Source organism: Paeniroseomonas aquatica, from assembly GCF_030409335.1.
GTDB lineage: Bacteria > Pseudomonadota > Alphaproteobacteria > Acetobacterales > Acetobacteraceae > Belnapia > Belnapia aquatica.
The window spans coordinates 1-15,606 of the sequence record NZ_JAUFPN010000312.1; the positions used below are offsets into that span (position 1 = coordinate 1).

Here is a 15,606-nt window from a genome sequence, read left to right on the forward strand (position 1 = left end):
GCCTGGCGGACGGGGGCCGGCGCGGCCGGGCCCGGCCGGCCTGCCCCGCTGCCGGGCGGCCGGGCGCGGCGGGGCTTCGCGGCGGCCTCAAGGCGGCGCCGGCCGGCTGCTACGCGGCCCTGAATTCGGTAAAATTCGGCTCAATTCCGCTCAATTCCGCTCAACCGCCGCAATCTAACGTATTGAATTCGCTGGATCAGGCCGACAGAATTTTAGAATTGAGGATAAAGTCGCCAGGGCCGGCGGGGATGGCGGCCGACTTTAGGAATATAGTCTGAATCCTGGCCGCTGTCCAGCCTGCAGCCCGCTCAGCCGCGGTCGGCGCCGGGGGCGAAGCCCTGCACCAGCTCGTGGATTCGCGCGGGGTCGGACTGCTCCATCACCCGCCGGGCGAAGCGGGCGCAGTCGCCGATGTCGAGCGCCCGGACCATCTGCTTCACCCGCGGGATGGCGCTGGCATTCATCGAGAGGCAGCGGATCCCGAGGCCCAGCAGCAGCGGCACCAGCTTCGGGTTGCCCGCCATCTCGCCGCAGACCGAGACCGGCATCCGCAGCCGGAGCGCCGCCTCGGTGGCGAATTGCATCAGCCGCAGCACCGCCGGGTGCAGCGGGTCGTAGAGGTGGCTGACCTCGGCCTCGGCCCGGTCCACCGCCAGGGTGTACATGGCGAGGTCGTTGGTGCCGATCGCGAAGAAATCCGCCTCCAGCGCGATGGCATCGGCGGCCAGCGCGGCGCCCGGCGTCTCGATCATCACCCCGAGGTCGGGCAGCTTCTCCGGCAGGTGGGTGCCCTTGCGGCGGAGGCGCCGGGCGACGCGTTCGTAGATGTCGCGCGCCGCCTTCACCTCGGAGGGGTTGGTGACCATCGGCAGCAGGATGCGCACCGGGCCGCGCTCGGCCACCCGCAGGATGGCGGCGAATTGCGCCTCGAGCAGCTCCGGCCGCTTCAGCAGCAGCCGCAGGCCGCGCAGGCCGAGCGCCGGGTTCGGGCCGGAATGGGTCGGCGCCACCCCTTCCGAGAGCGCCTGCATGTCCTTCTCGCCGCCCCAGTCCAGCACCCGGATGGTGACGGGGTCGCCGCCCATGGCCTCGACCACCTGGGTATAGGCGGCGAGCTGCGCCTCCTCGTCCGGCAGGTCCTCGCGGTTCATGAAGAGGAACTCGGTGCGCAGCAGGCCGATGCCGATGGCCCCCGAGAGGGCGATCAGCGGCAGCTCGGCCGGGATCTCGAGGTTGGCCTGCAGCTCGACCGGCTCGCCGTCGGTGGTGACGGCGGGCAGCCGGCGCAGCTTGGCCAGCTTGGCGCGCTCCTTGGCGAAGGCGGCGACCGCGGCGCGGCCCTTCTCCAGGGCCTTGTCGCCCGGGCGCAGCACGATGGTGCCAGCGGCGCCGTCGAGCACTGCGAGGTCGCCGCGCTCGGCGCTCTCGGACAGGCCCGAGGCGCCCAGGATGGCCGGGATGCCCAGCGCCCGCAGCATGATGGCGGTATGGCCGTCGGCGCCGCCCTCGTCGGTGGCGACGCCGGCGATGCGGGTCGGGTCGAGCAGCGCGGCATCCGCCGGGGTCAGCTCCTCGGCGACCAGGATGGCGCCCTCGGGCATGCCCTTGAGGCTGCGGAAGGGGGTCGCCATCAGGTTGCGGGTCAGCCGGCGGGCGATCTCCCGCACCTCCCCGGCGCGGCGCTGCAGCCCGGGCTTGTCGTCGTCGCGGGCGGCGAGGATCAGCGCGGCGATCGCCTCGGCCTCGTCGCCGACCGCGGTCTCGGCCGCCAGCAACTCGCTCTCGATCCGCTTGCGGGCGCCGCGCAGCAGGCGGGAATTGCCGAGCATCATCACATAGGCGTCGAGCAGCGGCGCGAGTTCCTCCTGCGCCTCCTCGGGCAGGACGGAGAGCCGGGTCTTCAGCTTGCCGAGCTGCTTGCGCGAGAGGGCGGTGGCCTCGGCCAGGCGCTGCTTCTCGGCCTCGACCCGGTCGGCCGGGACGCTGCGGCGGGGGGCCTCGGTCGGCTCCTCGGTGGTGTCGAAGACCGGGCCGATGGCGATGCCCGGGGAGACCGGGATGCCGCGGATCGGGTGCTCGCGGCCCTTGCGGGAGCCGGGCTTGCGGAGGGCTTCGGCGGCGGCCTTGGTCTCCGCCTTGGATTCGGGCTTCGGATCGGGCCTTTCGGCTTTCTCAATCTTCATGGAATCCGGCCTCGACCAGGCCGGCGACCGCATCCAGGGCCTCCCGCGCATCCCAGCCTTCGGCCTCGATGGTTACCTTACTTCCCTGCCCCGCGCCCAGCATCATCAGACCCATGATGGAGCAGGCCGGGACCTTCTGCCCGTCCCGCGAGACGCTGAGGCAGGCGGAGTAGCGTTCCGCCAGGGTCACCAGCTTGGCCGCGGCGCGGGCATGCAGGCCGCGGCTGTTGCGGATGGTGATGCACTGGCGCAGCACCAGGTCGGCGTCGCTGCTGCCGGCCGGCACGGCCTGGGTCCCGAAGTCGCTCATGGCTTGTTCCCACCGTTTGCTTGGCCCTTCCCGTTGGGGCCATTGCCGTTGGCGCCGCCGTTGACCCGGGCGATCCCGTTCGGGATGTCCCCGGCGGCGGCGATGTATTTGCGGCCGGCGGCCGTGGCATGGTCCACCGCCTCGGCCAGCGGCTCGGAGGAGCGGATCTTGGCGAGCTTCACCAGCAGGGGCAGGTTCACCCCGGCGATGACCTCGACATGGTTGTGGTCGGCCAGCGAGACCGCGAGGTTGCAGGGGGTGCCGCCCATGATGTCGGTCAGGACGACGACGCCGTCGCCCTGCTCCACCGCGGCGATGCTGTCGCGGATGTCCTGGCGCCGACCTTCCATGTCGTCGTCGGGGCCGATGCAGACCGTGGAGACCGCGCGCTGCGGCCCGACCACGTGTTCCATGGCGAGGCGGAGCTCGTCGGCCAGCCGGCCATGGGTGACCAGAACCAATCCAATCATGGGGACGGCGTCAGGGCCTCCCGACCCCCGGTATGGGCAAGTGGTGCGGCGGAGGCAGGTGATCCGCCCGGTGCCGACCCGCCTGGCGTCGCCGCTGTGTCATCGAGTTCCCGATGGGTCACATCCGCACGCCAGCCCAGGCCTCTCAGATGGTCGGCCAGACGTTCCGCCACAAGGACCGAGCGGTGACGGCCCCCGGTGCAGCCCAGGGCGACGGTGAGGTACTTCTTGCCCTCCGCCACGTAGCGCGGCAAGAGCGGATCGATGAATCCGGTGAGCCGCTGCCAGAAACCGGCGAAGTCCGGGTCGGCCTCGACATGGGCGGCGACCGCCGGGTCCCGGCCGGTGAGCGGCCGCAGCGCCGGGTCGTAGTGCGGGTTGCGCAGGAAGCGCACGTCGAAGACCAGCTCGGCGTCGCGCGGCAGGCCGTGCGGGAAGCCGAAGGACCGGACATGGATCAGCAGCCCCGGGGTCTCCTCGCGGCGGAACAGGCGCTCGATCAGCTGGCGGAGGTCGGGCAGCGGCAGGTCGGAGGTATCGACCACCATGTCGGCGGCCTCCTGCAGCGGCGCGAGCAGCGCCTGCTCGCGGGCGATGCCGTCGGTCACGCGGTTGCCGAGCGGGCCGCCGGGCGCCAGCGGATGGCGGCGGCGGGTTTCCGAGTAGCGGCGCTGCAGCACGGCGGTCTCGGCGGTGGCGAAGACCAGGGTGACCGCGATGTCCGGCCGCAGCCGCAGCCGGGCGAGGGTCAGCAGCACCTGCGCCGGGTCGAAGCCGCGCGACCGCGCGTCGATCCCGGCGGCCAGCGGCACCGCGCCGTCGCCGACGAGTTCCTCCAGCAGGTCGAGCGGCGGGTTGTCGACGGTCTCGAAGCCAAGGTCCTCGAGGTGGTGCAGGATGGAGCTGCGGCCGGCGCCGGAGAGGCCGGTGACCAGCACGACCGGCCGGGCGGGGGTGGTCATGCGAAGGCGCCCGCCCGGCAGGGGATGCGGCCGAGCGCGGCGTCGAGGGCGAGGCCGAGCCGGGCCGGCGCCGCGGCGTCGAAGGGGTGGAGGCGGATGGCGGGCAGGCTGACGCCGGCGGCGGACCAGGACTCGGGCTCGGGCAGGCGCGGGATCTCGGCCCGCGGCAGCAGCCGGGCGACCAGGCGGAGCACGGGCGAGAGGGCGGTCGGCAGCGGGCCGAACAGGCCGAGGCCGCGGACCTCCAGCAGCCCGGCCAGGGCGGGCGGCGCGGCCGGGCGCAACTCCCCGGCTTCCGCCCGCAGCGCGACCTGGTCATCGGCGACCAGGGACCATCCCGAATGCAGCAGGCGCAACACCAGATCGGACTTCCCTGACCCGGGTGGACCGAGGAGGAGGACGGCGTCCCCTTCCCGGGCGATCGAACTCGCATGGAGCAGCATCATGGCCGCCAGCCAACATCCAATTCACCATGGCAGAAAGACCAAGGGGTTAAAAGGGCACCCTCGGTTGCACCGCAGCAGAGGACATGCCACCGGAGCCGCATCATGACCCAATCCCTTCCCGTGACCCCGGACCTCATCCGTGCCGCCGCCCGGCGCATCGCCCCGCACATCCGCCGGACCCCGCTGCTGCGGCTGGGCGGCGGCGACCTGGGACTGCCGCATCCCATCATACTCAAACTGGAACTGCTGCAGGCGAGCGGCAGCTTCAAGCCGCGGGGAGCCTTCAACACGATCCTGTCTGCCCGGGAGGACGGGCGGCTGCCGGCGGCGGGGGTGATCGCCGCCTCGGGCGGCAACCACGGGGCGGCGGTGGCCTATGCCGCCCGGGCGCTCGGGGTGCCGGCCGAGATCTTCGTCCCGGAGATCACCGGCCCGGCCAAGCGGGCGCGGATCGAGTCCTACGGGGCGCGGCTGGTGGTGGGCGGCGCCGCCTACGACGAGGCGCGGCAGGCGAGCGAGCGGCGGGCGGCCGAGACCGGGGCGCTGCCGGTGCATGCCTACGACCAGGACAGCGTGCTGGCCGGCCAGGGCACCGTGGCGCAGGAGCTGGCCGAGGATGCGCCGGGGCTGACCCATGTGCTGGTGGCGACCGGCGGCGGCGGGCTGATCGGCGGCATGGCCGGCTGGTACGCCGGCAGCGGCGTCGGCGTGGTGAGCGTCGAGCCCGAGGGCTGCCCGACCCTGGCGACCGCGCTGCGCGAGGGCCGGCCGGTGCCGGCGCCGGTCGGCGGGCTGGCGGCGGACAGCCTCGGCGCGCGGCAGGTGGGGGCGCTGATGTTCGCGGTGGCCCGGGATCACGTGGCGGCGGCGGTGCTGGTGCCGGATGCGGCGATCCGCGCCGCCCAGGCGCTGCTCTGGGAGGCGGCGCGGGTGGCGGCGGAGCCGGGCGGGGCGACCGCCCTGGCGGCGCTGCTCTGCGGCGCCTGGGTGGCGCCGGCCGGCGCCGAGGTCGGCGTCCTGGTCTGCGGCGGGAATTGCCCGCCGGGCAGCGTGACCGGCTAGGCGGGGGCGGCCTGCCCCGCCGGCCTCAGTGCAGCAGGAGCCAGGCCAGCATCAGGCTGCCGAGGCCGATGCGGTACCAGCCGAAGGGGGTGAAGCCGGTGCGGCCGATGATCGACAGCACCCAGCGCACGGTCACCAGCGCCACCAGGAAGGCGGCGACGAAGCCGACCGCGACCTGGCCCAGCCCATCGGTGGTGATCTCGTTCCGCACCTTGAACAGGCTGAAGGCGCTGGCCGCCAGCATGGTCGGGATGGCCAGGACGAAGCTGAACTCGGCGGCGGCCTTGCGGTCGACACCGAGCAGCAGCGCGGTGATGATGGTGGCGCCCGAGCGGGAGGTGCCGGGGATCATCGCCAGGGCCTGGCCGAAGCCGACCAGCAGAGCGGCGAGCGGCCCCATCTCGGGCACCGAATGGATGGACGGCGCCGGGCGGGCGCGCTCGATCAGGATGATGGCGATGCCGCCCAGGATCAGCGCGCAGGAGACGACCCAGGGGTTGAACAGCACCTCGGTGATCGTCTTGTGCAGGGTGGCGCCGAGCACCATCGCCGGCAGGAAGGCGAGCAGGATGTTGACGACGTAGAAGCGTTCCCGCCCCGGCCGCCACATCCCGCGCAGGAGGTTCAGCAGCAGCCCGCGGTAGAGCCAGATGATGGCGAGGATGGCGCCGAGCTGGATCGAGACCTCGAAGACCTTCCCCGGCGGTCCCTTGAAGCCGATCAGCGAGCCCAGCAGGATCAGGTGGCCGGTGGAGGATATCGGCAGGAATTCGGTCAGCCCCTCCAGCACGCCCATGGCGAGGGCGGAGAGCAGATCGGCGAAGGACATGGGCGCGGGGTGCTCCGGTGACGGCGGGGTGGCTATAGCGGCGGGGATGGGGGCTTGGGTAGCCGCTCAGGGAGGCTTGGGGGCGGACCGGCGGCCCAGCCGGTCGAGCGCCTCGGCATGCGCCGCGCCCCAGGCATAGAGCAGCTCGATCGGCTCGACGAACTCCCGGCCCAGCGGGGTCAGGCTGTACTCGACCCGGGGCGGCACCACCTCGAAGACCCGGCGGGAGACGAGGCCGTCGGCCTCCATGGCGCGCAGCGTCTGGGTCAGCATCTTCTTGCTGATCCCCGGCAGGCTGCGCTGCAGCTCCCCGGTGCGGCAGGTGCCGCCGTGCAGCGCGTGGAGCGCATGCAGCACCATGCTGGTCCACTTGCTGCTGAACAGCTCCAGCACCCGGCGGGGCGCGCAATCCTCGGTATGGGTTTCCGGCTTCGGCATGGATGGGCACCCCGGGGTGGCTATGTCCCCTTCAGGTGCCTTCTAGCCCGGGCAGGGACCGGCACCCACCTGCCGGGCCACAGAATTGGAGCAACGCAGCATGGCGCAGTCGGCATTGGTGGTGGGGGTCAGCGGGATCGTGGGCAATGCCCTGGCCCGGCATCTGGTGGAGCAGGGCTTCGAGGTCGCCGGGCTGGCGCGGCGGCCCTCGGCCGATATCCCGGGGCTGCGGCCGGTTGCCGCCGACCTGCTCGACCCGGCCGGGTTGGGGAAGGCGCTGGCGGGGCTGCGGCCGGATCACGTCTTCATCACCACCTGGATGCGCCAGCCGACCGAGGCGGAGAACATCCGGGTCAATGCCGCCATGGTGCGCAACCTGCTGGATGCGACGCGCAAGGCCGGCTCGGTGCGGCACGTCGGGCTGGTGACCGGCCTCAAGCACTACCTCGGACCCTTCGAGGCCTATGGCAAGGGCAGCCTGCCGGCGACCCCGTTCCGGGAGGAGCAGCCGCGGCTCGAGGTCGAGAATTTCTACTACGCGCAGGAAGACGAGGTCTTCGCCGCCGCGGCGCGGGACGGCTTCGGCTGGAGCGTGCACCGGCCGCATACCATCATCGGCCATGCCGTCGGCAACGCCATGAACATGGGCACGACGCTCGCCGCCTATGCCACGCTGTGCCGCGAGACCGGGCGGCCCTTCGTCTTCCCCGGCTCGGCCATGCAGTGGAACGGGCTGACCGACATGACCGATGCCCGGCTGCTGGCCCGCCACCTGAGCTGGGCGGCAACCACGCCGGCGGCGCGCGACCTCGCCTTCAACGTGGTGAACGGCGACGTCTTCCGCTGGTCCTGGATGTGGGGCCGCATCGCCGGCTGGTTCGGGCTGGAGCCGGCCCCCTTCCCCGCCGCGGTGACGCCGCTCGAGGGCCAGCTCGCCGGGGCCGGGCCGGAATGGGCGGAGCTCGCCCGGAAGCACGGGCTGGTGGAGCCGGACCTCGGGCGGGTCGCCTCGGCCTGGCATACCGATGCCGACCTCGGCCGGCCGATCGAGGTGGTGACCGACATGGGGCGGAGCCGGAAGCTCGGCTTCCTCGATTACCAGGCGACGGACGAGGCCTTCTTCGACCTGTTCGCCCGGCTGCGGGAGGCGCGGGTCATCCCGTAGCGGCCGGGCGGCCATTCCCCGGCCGCCGTGCCGGAACGCCGGCGGGCCGGCGACGCCGCTGCCTCGACGGATGGAGAGGCAGGGCGTGTGCTGCCCATCGTGGTGGGCACCGCCGTGGCGGTGGGGGCCGTGGGGCCTCGCCGCGCTCGGCCGCCCCGACCTCGCCTTCAGCGCCGGGCTCTTCGCCGCGGCGGCGGCGAATCGGCTGGTCGGCCGCAGTCCAGATGGGCAGGCGGGGCGGGAGCTGGTGGTTCCGGCGACGCAGGAACGGGTGGTGCCGCGGCGCCGCCACCGGCTGTTCCGGATCGACACGGAATATTGGTCGGTGCCGGTGGCCTTGGCGGCGCTGGTCCCGCTGCTGTCCCTGCTGAACCTCGGCCGGGGCTGAGGGCCGGGGGCCGACCTCGACCCCCGGCCCGGGCGGATCAGCGCTGCGCGGCGGCGGGGAAGGCGAAGTTGTCGAAGCTGCTCTCGGCGACGCGGAACCACTGGTATTCCTCGTCGCGGTAGGCGCGGTAGGCGGTCCAGATCTTCTTGAACCGCTCGTTCTTGCCCGACATCTCCTCGTACAGCCCATGCGCCTCGCGCCAGGAGGCCTGCAGGACCTCGCGCGGCCAGTAGCGGAGCTGGGCGCCGGCGGCGACCAGGCGGCGCAGCGCCTGCGGGTTCAGGTGGTCGTAGCGCGCCAGCATGTCCGAATTGGCCTCGGCCGAGGCGACTTCGAGCGCCGCCTTGTAGGCGGCCGGCAGCTTGGCGAATTCGGTCTGGTTGATCAGCAGGTGCAGATGGGCGCCGGCCTCCCAGAAGCCCGGGGCGTAGTAGTTGCGGGCAACGCGGACGAAGCCGAGCTTCTCGTCGTCGTGCGGGCCGACGAATTCCACCGCGTCCAGCGTGCCGCGCTCGAGCGAGGGGTAGATGTCGCTGGCGGCGATCTGGGTCGGCACCGCGCCGAGCTTGCGGAAGATCTCGCCCGCCAGGCCGGCGACGCGGAACTTGAGGCCCTTGAGGTCCTCGATCGACTTCACCTCGTTGCGGAACCAGCCGCCCATCTGCGCGCCGGTGTCGCCGGCGGGGAAGCCCATGATGCCGTAATCCTTGAACAGCTCGGCCGCCAGCTCGTTGCCGCCGCCGTACTGCAGCCAGGCGAGGTTCTGCCGGGCGTTCAGGCCGAAGGGCAGCGCGGTGAAGAAGGCGAAGGAGGGGTCCTTGCCGGTGTAGTAGTAGACCGGGGTATGGCCGGCCTCGATGGTGCCGGCCTGCACCGCGTCGAGCACCGAGAGGCCGGGGACGATCTCGCCGGCGGCGAAGAAGCGGATCTGGAAGCGGTTGTCGGTGAGCTGGGCGACGCGCTGGGCGATGCGCTCCCCGGTGCCGTAGAGCACATCCAGGTTGCGCGGGAAGGCCGAGGCCAGGCGCCAGCGGATCTCGGGGTTCGACTGGGCCAGGGCGGGGGTGGCGAGCGTCAGCGGCGCGGCGGCGGCGGCGGCGCCGAAGAGGAGGCGGCGGTTCATGGCGGTTTCTTCCCGGTTGTTGTCGGCTGGTGTGACGGCGGCGCCAGGAAAAAGCCCGAAGCCGCCGCGGATGCAAGGGGCGCGCGCGGAGGTGTGCCCAGGGGGCGGGCCGCAGCGCGGGACAGCGGGGGGTGCATGGCGGAGGCGGATCTGCGGCTGAGGGCCTGGCTGGCGGTGCCCCTGGTGGCGCTGGCCGGCTGCGTCGACGCCATCGGCTGGCTGCGGCTGCATGAGCTCTTCGTGAGCTTCATGAGCGGCACCAGCACCATGCTGGGGGTCGCCCTGGCCGAAGGGCGGCCGGTGCGGGCGGCCGAGCTGGCCGTGGTGGTCGGGCTGTTCACCGCCGGGGCGGTGGTGGCGGCCGGGCTCGGCCGGCTGGCCGGGCGCTGGCGGGCGCCGGTGGTGCTGGGGCTGGTGGCGGCGCTGCTGGGCTGCGGCTGGCGGCTGCCGCCGGTCGGCGGCGCCGGGCTGGCGCCGCTGGCCTTCGCCGTGGTGCCGGCCATGGGGGCGCTGAACCTGGCCCTGCCCGGGGTCGGCGGCATCACCTTCGTGACCGGGGCGCTGACCCGCTTCGCCGAGGCGCTGATGGCGGCGGTGGCCGGCGCCGGCCGGCACGAGGCCTGGGTGACGCAGCTCGCCGCCTGGGCCGCGCTGGTGGCGGGGGCGACGCTGGGCGCGGCGCTGGATGCGCGGCTGGGCGGCGATGCGCTGGCGGTGCCGGCCGCGGCGGCGCTGGCCGCGGCCGGGCTGGCGGCGGCGGCGGCCCGGACCCCTCGCGGGTGAAACCCGACCGGTGGTACCCGTCGCGCACCAGAGGAGAATTCCGGTGGTCCCAGGCCTTGTTGCCCTTGTCGCCGCGACCCTCTTTGCCGGGGCCGCGCTCTACATCACCCTCGTCGAGCATCCGGCCAGGATGGGCCTGGACGACGGGCCCCTGCTCGCGCAGTGGCAGCCCAGCTACAAGCGCGCCCTGCCCATCCAGGCCGGGCTGGCCGTGCTGGGAGGGGCCGCAGGGCTTCTGGGCTGGTATTCCCTGCGCGACTGGCAGTGGATGGCGGGAAGCCTGCTCCTGCTCGCCAACTGGCCGTTCACGATGCTGGTCATCATGCCCACGAACACGCGGTTGATGGCGATGCGGCCGCAGCATGCGGGGGCGGAAAGCCGCGACCTGCTGCGTCGTTGGGGCGGTCTGCATGGCGTCAGGAGCCTGCTCGGCGCTGCCGCGTCGCTGCTGTTCGCCTGGGGCTTCCTGGTCGCCCGCTAGGTTCGGATTGCACCCGGGCCTGACCCGGGCGTGGGCACCAGGCGCCGGTTTCGGCCGCCAGGCCGCTAGAGGTATTTGCCGCGCTCGAGGATCTCCAGCGTATAGGCCCGGTAGCTCATGCCGAGTTCCTCGGCCCGGGCCAGCCGGCGCAGGGCGATCTCGGGCGGCGCGGCCCAGGCCTTCTTCCTGGCGCGCTTCCAGCAGTACAGCCGCCAGCCGGCATCCGGGTCCTCCTCCAGCGGCGGGCCGCCGTTGTGCCCGGCGCCGGGGTCCGAGGGCGGCGGCATCAGCGGGTCCCCCGGCGGTGCGGGCCGAGCGACTTCCAGAAGTAGATGGTGGCGGCGAGGCGGCCGTCCGGGGTGAAGGCATGGTCGGGCAGGGTGCCGAAGGCGGTCCAGCCGCAGCGGCGGTACAGCGCCTCGCCGGCGCTGCCGGCCTCGGTGTCCAGCAGCAGCAGGCTGCGGCCGGCCTCGAGGGCGGCGTCCTCGGCGGCCTGCAGCAGGCGGCGGCCGAGCCCCTGCCGGCGGGCGCCGCTGTGGACCAGCATCTTGCCGATCTCGGCCCGGTGCGGCGCATTGGGCTGCAGGGCGAAGCTCAGCACCACCGTCCCCCGCAGCCGCCCCTCGGCCTCGGCGACGAGGAGCCGGCGTTCCCCGGCGGCGAGGCCGGGCAGCTGGCCGCGCCAGAAACGCTCGCCCTCCGCCGCGGTGAGGCCGGCCATGAAATTGACCGAGGCGCCATGCGCCACGGCATCGACCAGCAGCGCGGCGAGTTCGGGCAGCCGGGCTTCCGCCTCGGCCGCGGGGAGGGCACGGATCATGGCGCGGCCCCATGGCCGAGGATGACGGCGTAGCGGATGGGACGGTCCTCCGGGTTGCGGAACAGGATGGGCCGGCCGAAGCGCATCCGCAGGCAGTCGCCCTGCTCCAGCCGGATCGCCTCCTCGCCCAGGGTCAGCTCGAGCCGGCCCTCGAGCACCCAGATGTGCTGGTCGGTGCCGGGCAGCTCCTGGCGGTCGAAGGCGACGCGGCCATGCGCGGGGAACTCGACCTCGACGATCTCGACCGGGGAGCCGCTGCCGGCCGGGGAGACCTGGCGGCGGCGGTAGCGGCTTTCCGGGTCGTCCCAGACCGGCTGGTCGGCCCGCCGGACCACCGGGCCCGCGGCTGCCTCGGCCGCCGCGAAGAGCGCCGAGAGGGTGATGCCGAGGCCGCCGCAGAGCCGCCCCAGCAGCTGCGCGGTCGGGCTCGACTCGCCGCGCTCGATCCGGGACAGCATGGCCCGGCTCACCGCGGCGCGGCCGGCCAGGGCCTCCAGCGTCAGCCCACGGGCGGCCCGCAGGGCGTGGATGCGGGCGCCGAGGCGGGTGTCGGGGTCCTCGGCCGAGGGCGGCGCGGTCTCGCTCATCCCCCCAGACTAGATTCCACTATAGTGGAATCCAAGGGCTATCGCGGGGTGGCGCCCGGGTCGTCCAGCACGTCGATCGCGCCGGCGGTGGTGCGGCCCAGCTCGGCGTCGCGGTGCTGCTGCCAGAGGCTGCGGAGCCGGGCATAGACGTCGAGCGAGCCGGTGCGGATCTCGTCCAGCGTCTCGATGTTCCGCTCCCGGGTGTCCACCCCCTCGACCGCGCCGCGGCCGAGGTTGGCGCCGACCGGGATGAGGTAGTTGATCGGGTTCATGAAGCCGTCGGCGATGCTGCCGGTCAGCTCGCGCGGGTTGGAGGGGCCGAGCACCGGGACCATCAGGTAGGGGCCGTCGGGCAGGCCCCAGACATGCAGGGTCTCGCCGAAGTCGCGCCTGGCCCGGGGCGGGCCGCCGAACTGCTCCAGGTCGAACATCCCGCCGAGGCCGGCGGTGCTGTTGAAGACGAAGCGCAGCGCGGTGGTCGCGGCCTCCTGCGGCCGGCCCTGCAGCAGGCTGTTGGCGGCGGCGGTCGGTTCGTTCAGGTTGGCCAGCAGGTTGCGGATGCGGGTCCGGGTCCAATTGCCGAGGCTGTCGCGGTAGACCACCGCGACCGGGCGCAGGACGGCGTCGTCGAGCCGCAGGTTGAAGTCGAGCACCCGGCGGTTGCTGGCCTCGAGCGGGTCGCTCGGGTCGGTCGGGGCCTGGACGACGACCGGCGGCGCTGTGCCCGCGGCGTCCGAGGCGATGCGGGACGCGGAATTCGAGGCGAGGCGCGCTTCCCGGCCCGGTTGGGCGCAGGCGGCGAGGCCGGTGGCGAGCAGCAGGGCAAGCAGGGTGATCGGACGCTGGGTGATCGGACGGGGCATGGGGGCAACCGGCAGGGGAAGGCAGAGGCTAGCCCAGAGCGGCCGCGGGTGGCGACCGGCATTCCGGGTGCGGCGTGGTTGATCCGGCAGCGGTGATCGGCGCCCTGGCGGGGCTGCTCGCCCTGGCCGGGTCGGTGACGGCGGGGCTGGCGGCGCGGGCGGTCTGGCGCTTCGGCCGGCAGGTGCCGCGCGCGGCCCCTGCCCTGCCCGCCACCCTCCTCAAGCCGCTGCACGGCGCCGAGCCGGGGCTGGCGGAGAACCTGGCGGCGACGCTGGCGCAGCGGCACGCGGCGCCGGTGCAGGTGCTGTTCGGCATCCCCGATCCGGCGGATGGCGCCGGGCCGGTGGCCAGGGCGGCGATCGCCGCCGCGCCGGGCGCCGAGGCCGCCCTGCTGGCGGATGCCCGGCAATGGGGGCCGAACCGCAAGGTCTCCCAGCTGGTCAACCTCGCCGCCCGGGCCCGCCACGGCGTGCTGGTGGTGGCCGATGCCGACATGCGGATGCCGCCCCACTGGCTCACCGCGGTGACGGCGCCGCTGGCCGACCCCGGCGTCGGGCTGGTGACCTGCCTCTACCGCGGCGAGGCGGCGGATGCCGGGCTGTGGTCGCGGCTGGCGGCGCTCGGGATCGACTGGCAATTCCTGCCCAATGCCTGCCTCGGCGAGGCCATGGGCCGGGCGAACGGCTGCTACGGCGCCACCATGGCGCTCCGGGCCGAGACCCTGGCGCGGATCGGCGGCTTCGAGGTGCTGGCCGGGCTGCTGGCCGACGACCATGCGCTGGGGTCGGCGGTGCGGCGGCTGGGGCTGGCGGTGGTGGTGGCGCCGGTGCTGCCGGGGCATGTGATGGCGGAGCCGGGACCGCTCGCGCTGGCGGCGCACGAGCTGCGCTGGGCGCGGACGCTGCGGGCGCTCGACCCGGCCGGCTATGCCGGGATGGGCATCACCTATCCGCTGGTGCCGGGGCTGGCCGCGGCGCTGCTGGTCCCCTTCGGCTGGGTGGCGCTGCTGCTGGCGCTGGCGGCGCGGCTCGGGGTGGCGCTGGTGGTGGACCGGGTGCTGGGCAAGCCTTGGCGGCTGGCGAGAATTCTGCTTCTTCCCCTGCGCGACCTGCTCTCCTTCGCTATATGGGGAGCTGGACTGGCCCGGGGCACGGTGACGTGGCAGGGCCGGCGATACCGCATGCGGCCCGACGGCAGCATGGTCGAAGCGTAAAATACCGGGGATTTCCGAGCCGATGATGCGCACCCTGTTCCTCCAGGCTCCCTCCTTCGACGGCTTCGATGGCGGCGCCGGGTCCCGCTACCAGGCCAAGCGGGAGATCAAGAGCTTCTGGTTCCCGACCTGGCTGGCCCAGCCGGCGGCGCTGGTCGAGGGCTCGAAGCTGGTCGACGCCCCGCCGCACAAGCAGTCGCTGGCCGACGTGGTGCCGATGGTGCGGGACAAGGACCTGCTGGTGCTGCACACCTCGACCCCGAGCTTCGCCTCGGACGTGAAGGTGGCCGAGCGGCTGAAGGCCGAGAACCCCTCGCTGAAGGTCGGCATGATCGGCGCCAAGGTCGCGGTGCAGGCGGCCGAGAGCCTGCGCGACGCGCCGGTGATCGACTTCGTGGCGCGGAACGAATTCGACTTCACGGTGAAGGAGGTGGCCGAGGGCCGCGACTGGGGCGCCATCCAGGGCCTGTCCTGGCGCAACCCCTCCGGCGTGCTGGTCCACAACCCGAACCGGCCGGTGCTGGAGGACATGGACAGCCTGCCCTTCGTCTCCCCGGTCTACAAGCGGGACCTGGAGTACCAGAAGTACTTCATCGGCTACCTCAAGCATCCCTACGTCTCGATCTACACCGGCCGCGGCTGCAAGAGCCGCTGCACCTTCTGCCTCTGGCCGCAGACGGTCGGCGGGCACCGCTACCGCACGCGGTCGGTCGGCAACGTCATCGAGGAGATCCGCTACATCCGGGACAGCTTCCCCGGGCTGAAGGAGATCTTCTTCGACGACGACACCTTCACCGACGACCTGCCGCGCGCCGAGGCCATCGCCCGCGAGATGGGCAAGCTCGGCGTCACCTGGTCCTGCAACGCCAAGGCGAACGTGCCGCGCGAGACCCTGAAGGTCCTGAAGGACGGCGGGCTGCGGCTGCTGCTGGTGGGCTACGAGAGCGGCAACCAGCAGATCCTGCACAATATCAAGAAGGGCATGCGGATCGAGGTCGCCCGCCAGTTCACCAAGGACTGCCACGAGCTCGGCATCATGATCCACGGCACCTTCATCCTCGGCCTGCCCGGCGAGACGACCGAGACCATCCAGGAGACCATCAAATTCGCCATCGAGACCAACCCGCACACGCTGCAGGTCTCGCTGGCGGCGCCCTATCCCGGCACCTTCCTCTTCGACCAGGCGCAGAAGGAAGGCTGGCTCGACACCGCGCATACCGAGTACGTCGATGCGCACGGCGTGCAGATCGCGCCGCTGGCCTATCCGCACCTGTCGCACACGGAGATCTTCGACGGGGTCGAGAGCTTCTACCGGAAGTTCTACTTCCGCGCGCCGAAGATCGCCTCGATCTGCGGCGAGATGATCCGCGACCGGCAGATGCTGGTCCGCCGGCTGCGCGAGGGGGTGGAGTTCTTCCACTTCCTCAAGGAGCGCAAGACCGTGGGCGACGCCCAGAAGGCGGCGGCCTGAGGGCGGCGGCC

General features: G+C 73.0%; 20 protein-coding genes. 8 read left to right on the forward strand and 12 right to left on the reverse strand.

Features of this window, described 5'->3' with window-relative positions; translation table 11 throughout:
• Nucleotides 1–278 (forward strand): hypothetical protein (locus QWZ14_RS31450; protein ID WP_290321039.1); only part of this gene is annotated, 278 nt, incomplete at its 5' end.
• Between the two features lie 30 nt (nucleotides 279–308).
• Here QWZ14_RS31450 and ptsP read toward each other — a convergent pair.
• From ptsP to QWZ14_RS31475, 5 genes are read right to left on the reverse strand one after another with little or no spacing between them, the layout of a single operon-like run.
• Nucleotides 309–2,183 (reverse strand): phosphoenolpyruvate--protein phosphotransferase, encoded by a 1,875-nt coding sequence (gene ptsP / locus QWZ14_RS31455; RefSeq protein WP_290321040.1) that lies wholly within the window; start codon nucleotides 2,181–2,183, stop codon nucleotides 309–311.
• Nucleotides 2,173–2,493, reverse strand: coding sequence for an HPr family phosphocarrier protein (locus QWZ14_RS31460; RefSeq protein ID WP_290321041.1), 321 nt, complete (start codon nucleotides 2,491–2,493; stop codon nucleotides 2,173–2,175). Before QWZ14_RS31460 ends, ptsP begins: the two co-directional genes overlap by 11 nt.
• Complete coding sequence (locus QWZ14_RS31465) at nucleotides 2,490–2,963, reverse strand: PTS sugar transporter subunit IIA (RefSeq protein ID WP_290321042.1); 474 nt, start codon at nucleotides 2,961–2,963, stop codon at nucleotides 2,490–2,492. The genes QWZ14_RS31460 and QWZ14_RS31465 overlap by 4 nt, the downstream gene beginning before the upstream one ends.
• Entirely contained in the window at nucleotides 2,960–3,925 is a 966-nt protein-coding gene (rapZ, locus tag QWZ14_RS31470; RefSeq protein ID WP_290321043.1) for an RNase adapter RapZ, read from the reverse strand. The genes QWZ14_RS31465 and rapZ overlap by 4 nt, the downstream gene beginning before the upstream one ends.
• The gene (locus QWZ14_RS31475; RefSeq protein WP_290321044.1) at nucleotides 3,922–4,371 is read right to left on the reverse strand and encodes an HPr kinase/phosphorylase; all 450 of its coding nucleotides are present in this window, start codon (nucleotides 4,369–4,371) and stop codon (nucleotides 3,922–3,924) included. Before QWZ14_RS31475 ends, rapZ begins: the two co-directional genes overlap by 4 nt.
• A 102-nt stretch (nucleotides 4,372–4,473) precedes the next feature.
• Here QWZ14_RS31475 and QWZ14_RS31480 point away from each other — a divergent pair, with 102 nt between their 5' ends.
• Entirely contained in the window at nucleotides 4,474–5,433 is a 960-nt protein-coding gene (locus QWZ14_RS31480) for a serine/threonine dehydratase (protein WP_290321045.1), read from the forward strand.
• A gap of 25 nt (nucleotides 5,434–5,458) precedes the next feature.
• Here the strand turns inward: QWZ14_RS31480 and QWZ14_RS31485 are convergent, their stop codons facing one another.
• Complete coding sequence (locus QWZ14_RS31485; protein ID WP_290321046.1) at nucleotides 5,459–6,262, reverse strand: undecaprenyl-diphosphate phosphatase; 804 nt, start codon at nucleotides 6,260–6,262, stop codon at nucleotides 5,459–5,461.
• A gap of 66 nt (nucleotides 6,263–6,328) precedes the next feature.
• The gene (locus QWZ14_RS31490; protein ID WP_290321047.1) at nucleotides 6,329–6,700 is read right to left on the reverse strand and encodes a winged helix-turn-helix transcriptional regulator; all 372 of its coding nucleotides are present in this window, start codon (nucleotides 6,698–6,700) and stop codon (nucleotides 6,329–6,331) included.
• A gap of 100 nt (nucleotides 6,701–6,800) precedes the next feature.
• Here QWZ14_RS31490 and QWZ14_RS31495 point away from each other — a divergent pair, with 100 nt between their 5' ends.
• The gene (locus QWZ14_RS31495) at nucleotides 6,801–7,865 is read left to right on the forward strand and encodes an SDR family oxidoreductase (protein WP_290321048.1); all 1,065 of its coding nucleotides are present in this window, start codon (nucleotides 6,801–6,803) and stop codon (nucleotides 7,863–7,865) included.
• Between the two features lie 85 nt (nucleotides 7,866–7,950).
• Nucleotides 7,951–8,253 (forward strand): hypothetical protein, encoded by a 303-nt coding sequence (locus QWZ14_RS31500; protein WP_290321049.1) that lies wholly within the window; start codon nucleotides 7,951–7,953, stop codon nucleotides 8,251–8,253.
• Between the two features lie 37 nt (nucleotides 8,254–8,290).
• On the opposite strand, the gene QWZ14_RS31505 is transcribed toward QWZ14_RS31500, so the two are convergent.
• Nucleotides 8,291–9,376 carry a TRAP transporter substrate-binding protein gene (locus QWZ14_RS31505; RefSeq protein ID WP_290321050.1) on the reverse strand — a complete coding sequence of 362 codons (1,086 nt, stop codon included), beginning with the start codon at nucleotides 9,374–9,376 and terminating at the stop codon, nucleotides 8,291–8,293.
• Between the two features lie 135 nt (nucleotides 9,377–9,511).
• Here QWZ14_RS31505 and QWZ14_RS31510 point away from each other — a divergent pair, with 135 nt between their 5' ends.
• Together QWZ14_RS31510 and QWZ14_RS31515 are read left to right on the forward strand one after the other, a co-directional pair.
• Nucleotides 9,512–10,159: a DUF1275 family protein gene (locus QWZ14_RS31510; RefSeq protein WP_290321051.1), complete on the forward strand. Its 648-nt coding sequence runs from the start codon at nucleotides 9,512–9,514 to the stop codon at nucleotides 10,157–10,159.
• A 43-nt stretch (nucleotides 10,160–10,202) separates the two neighbouring features.
• A complete protein-coding gene (locus tag QWZ14_RS31515) occupies nucleotides 10,203–10,640 on the forward strand; it encodes a DUF1772 domain-containing protein (protein WP_290321052.1) in 438 nt (145 codons plus the stop codon).
• 65 nt (nucleotides 10,641–10,705) lie between these two features.
• Here QWZ14_RS31515 and QWZ14_RS31520 read toward each other — a convergent pair whose 3' ends face one another.
• From QWZ14_RS31520 to QWZ14_RS31535, 4 genes are read right to left on the reverse strand one after another with little or no spacing between them, the layout of a single operon-like run.
• Nucleotides 10,706–10,927 carry a hypothetical protein gene (locus QWZ14_RS31520; RefSeq protein WP_290321053.1) on the reverse strand — a complete coding sequence of 74 codons (222 nt, stop codon included), beginning with the start codon at nucleotides 10,925–10,927 and terminating at the stop codon, nucleotides 10,706–10,708.
• Complete coding sequence (locus QWZ14_RS31525; RefSeq protein ID WP_290321054.1) at nucleotides 10,927–11,460, reverse strand: GNAT family N-acetyltransferase; 534 nt, start codon at nucleotides 11,458–11,460, stop codon at nucleotides 10,927–10,929. The genes QWZ14_RS31520 and QWZ14_RS31525 overlap by 1 nt, the downstream gene beginning before the upstream one ends.
• Nucleotides 11,457–12,047, reverse strand: coding sequence for a helix-turn-helix domain-containing protein (locus tag QWZ14_RS31530; protein ID WP_290321055.1), 591 nt, complete (start codon nucleotides 12,045–12,047; stop codon nucleotides 11,457–11,459). The genes QWZ14_RS31525 and QWZ14_RS31530 overlap by 4 nt, the downstream gene beginning before the upstream one ends.
• A gap of 38 nt (nucleotides 12,048–12,085) precedes the next feature.
• Entirely contained in the window at nucleotides 12,086–12,910 is an 825-nt protein-coding gene (locus tag QWZ14_RS31535) for an MlaA family lipoprotein (RefSeq protein ID WP_290321056.1), read from the reverse strand.
• A gap of 74 nt (nucleotides 12,911–12,984) precedes the next feature.
• Between QWZ14_RS31535 and hpnI the strand changes: the two genes are divergently transcribed.
• Nucleotides 12,985–14,124 (forward strand): bacteriohopanetetrol glucosamine biosynthesis glycosyltransferase HpnI, encoded by a 1,140-nt coding sequence (gene hpnI, locus QWZ14_RS31540; protein WP_290321057.1) that lies wholly within the window; start codon nucleotides 12,985–12,987, stop codon nucleotides 14,122–14,124.
• Between the two features lie 22 nt (nucleotides 14,125–14,146).
• Nucleotides 14,147–15,595, forward strand: coding sequence for a hopanoid biosynthesis associated radical SAM protein HpnJ (hpnJ, locus tag QWZ14_RS31545; protein ID WP_290321058.1), 1,449 nt, complete (start codon nucleotides 14,147–14,149; stop codon nucleotides 15,593–15,595).
• The last annotated feature ends 11 nt before the right edge of the window (nucleotides 15,596–15,606 follow it).

Bases quoted from the DNA above. Each gene is read 5' to 3' on its own strand.
- rapZ (WP_290321043.1), bottom strand. From the start codon at position 3,925: ATGACCACCCCCGCCCGGCCGGTCGTGCTGGTCACCGGCCTCTCCGGC.
- QWZ14_RS31520 (WP_290321053.1), bottom strand. From the start codon at position 10,927: ATGCCGCCGCCCTCGGACCCCGGCGCCGGGCACAACGGCGGCCCGCCG.
- QWZ14_RS31475 (WP_290321044.1), bottom strand. From the start codon at position 4,371: ATGATGCTGCTCCATGCGAGTTCGATCGCCCGGGAAGGGGACGCCGTC.
- QWZ14_RS31505 (WP_290321050.1), bottom strand. From the start codon at position 9,376: ATGAACCGCCGCCTCCTCTTCGGCGCCGCCGCCGCCGCCGCGCCGCTG.
- QWZ14_RS31480 (WP_290321045.1), top strand. From the start codon at position 4,474: ATGACCCAATCCCTTCCCGTGACCCCGGACCTCATCCGTGCCGCCGCC.
- QWZ14_RS31465 (WP_290321042.1), bottom strand. From the start codon at position 2,963: ATGATTGGATTGGTTCTGGTCACCCATGGCCGGCTGGCCGACGAGCTC.
- ptsP (WP_290321040.1), bottom strand. From the start codon at position 2,183: ATGAAGATTGAGAAAGCCGAAAGGCCCGATCCGAAGCCCGAATCCAAG.
- QWZ14_RS31525 (WP_290321054.1), bottom strand. From the start codon at position 11,460: ATGATCCGTGCCCTCCCCGCGGCCGAGGCGGAAGCCCGGCTGCCCGAA.
- QWZ14_RS31490 (WP_290321047.1), bottom strand. From the start codon at position 6,700: ATGCCGAAGCCGGAAACCCATACCGAGGATTGCGCGCCCCGCCGGGTG.
- QWZ14_RS31485 (WP_290321046.1), bottom strand. From the start codon at position 6,262: ATGTCCTTCGCCGATCTGCTCTCCGCCCTCGCCATGGGCGTGCTGGAG.
- QWZ14_RS31535 (WP_290321056.1), bottom strand. From the start codon at position 12,910: ATGCCCCGTCCGATCACCCAGCGTCCGATCACCCTGCTTGCCCTGCTG.
- QWZ14_RS31460 (WP_290321041.1), bottom strand. From the start codon at position 2,493: ATGAGCGACTTCGGGACCCAGGCCGTGCCGGCCGGCAGCAGCGACGCC.
- QWZ14_RS31530 (WP_290321055.1), bottom strand. From the start codon at position 12,047: ATGAGCGAGACCGCGCCGCCCTCGGCCGAGGACCCCGACACCCGCCTC.
- QWZ14_RS31510 (WP_290321051.1), top strand. From the start codon at position 9,512: ATGGCGGAGGCGGATCTGCGGCTGAGGGCCTGGCTGGCGGTGCCCCTG.
- QWZ14_RS31495 (WP_290321048.1), top strand. From the start codon at position 6,801: ATGGCGCAGTCGGCATTGGTGGTGGGGGTCAGCGGGATCGTGGGCAAT.
- hpnJ (WP_290321058.1), top strand. From the start codon at position 14,147: ATGATGCGCACCCTGTTCCTCCAGGCTCCCTCCTTCGACGGCTTCGAT.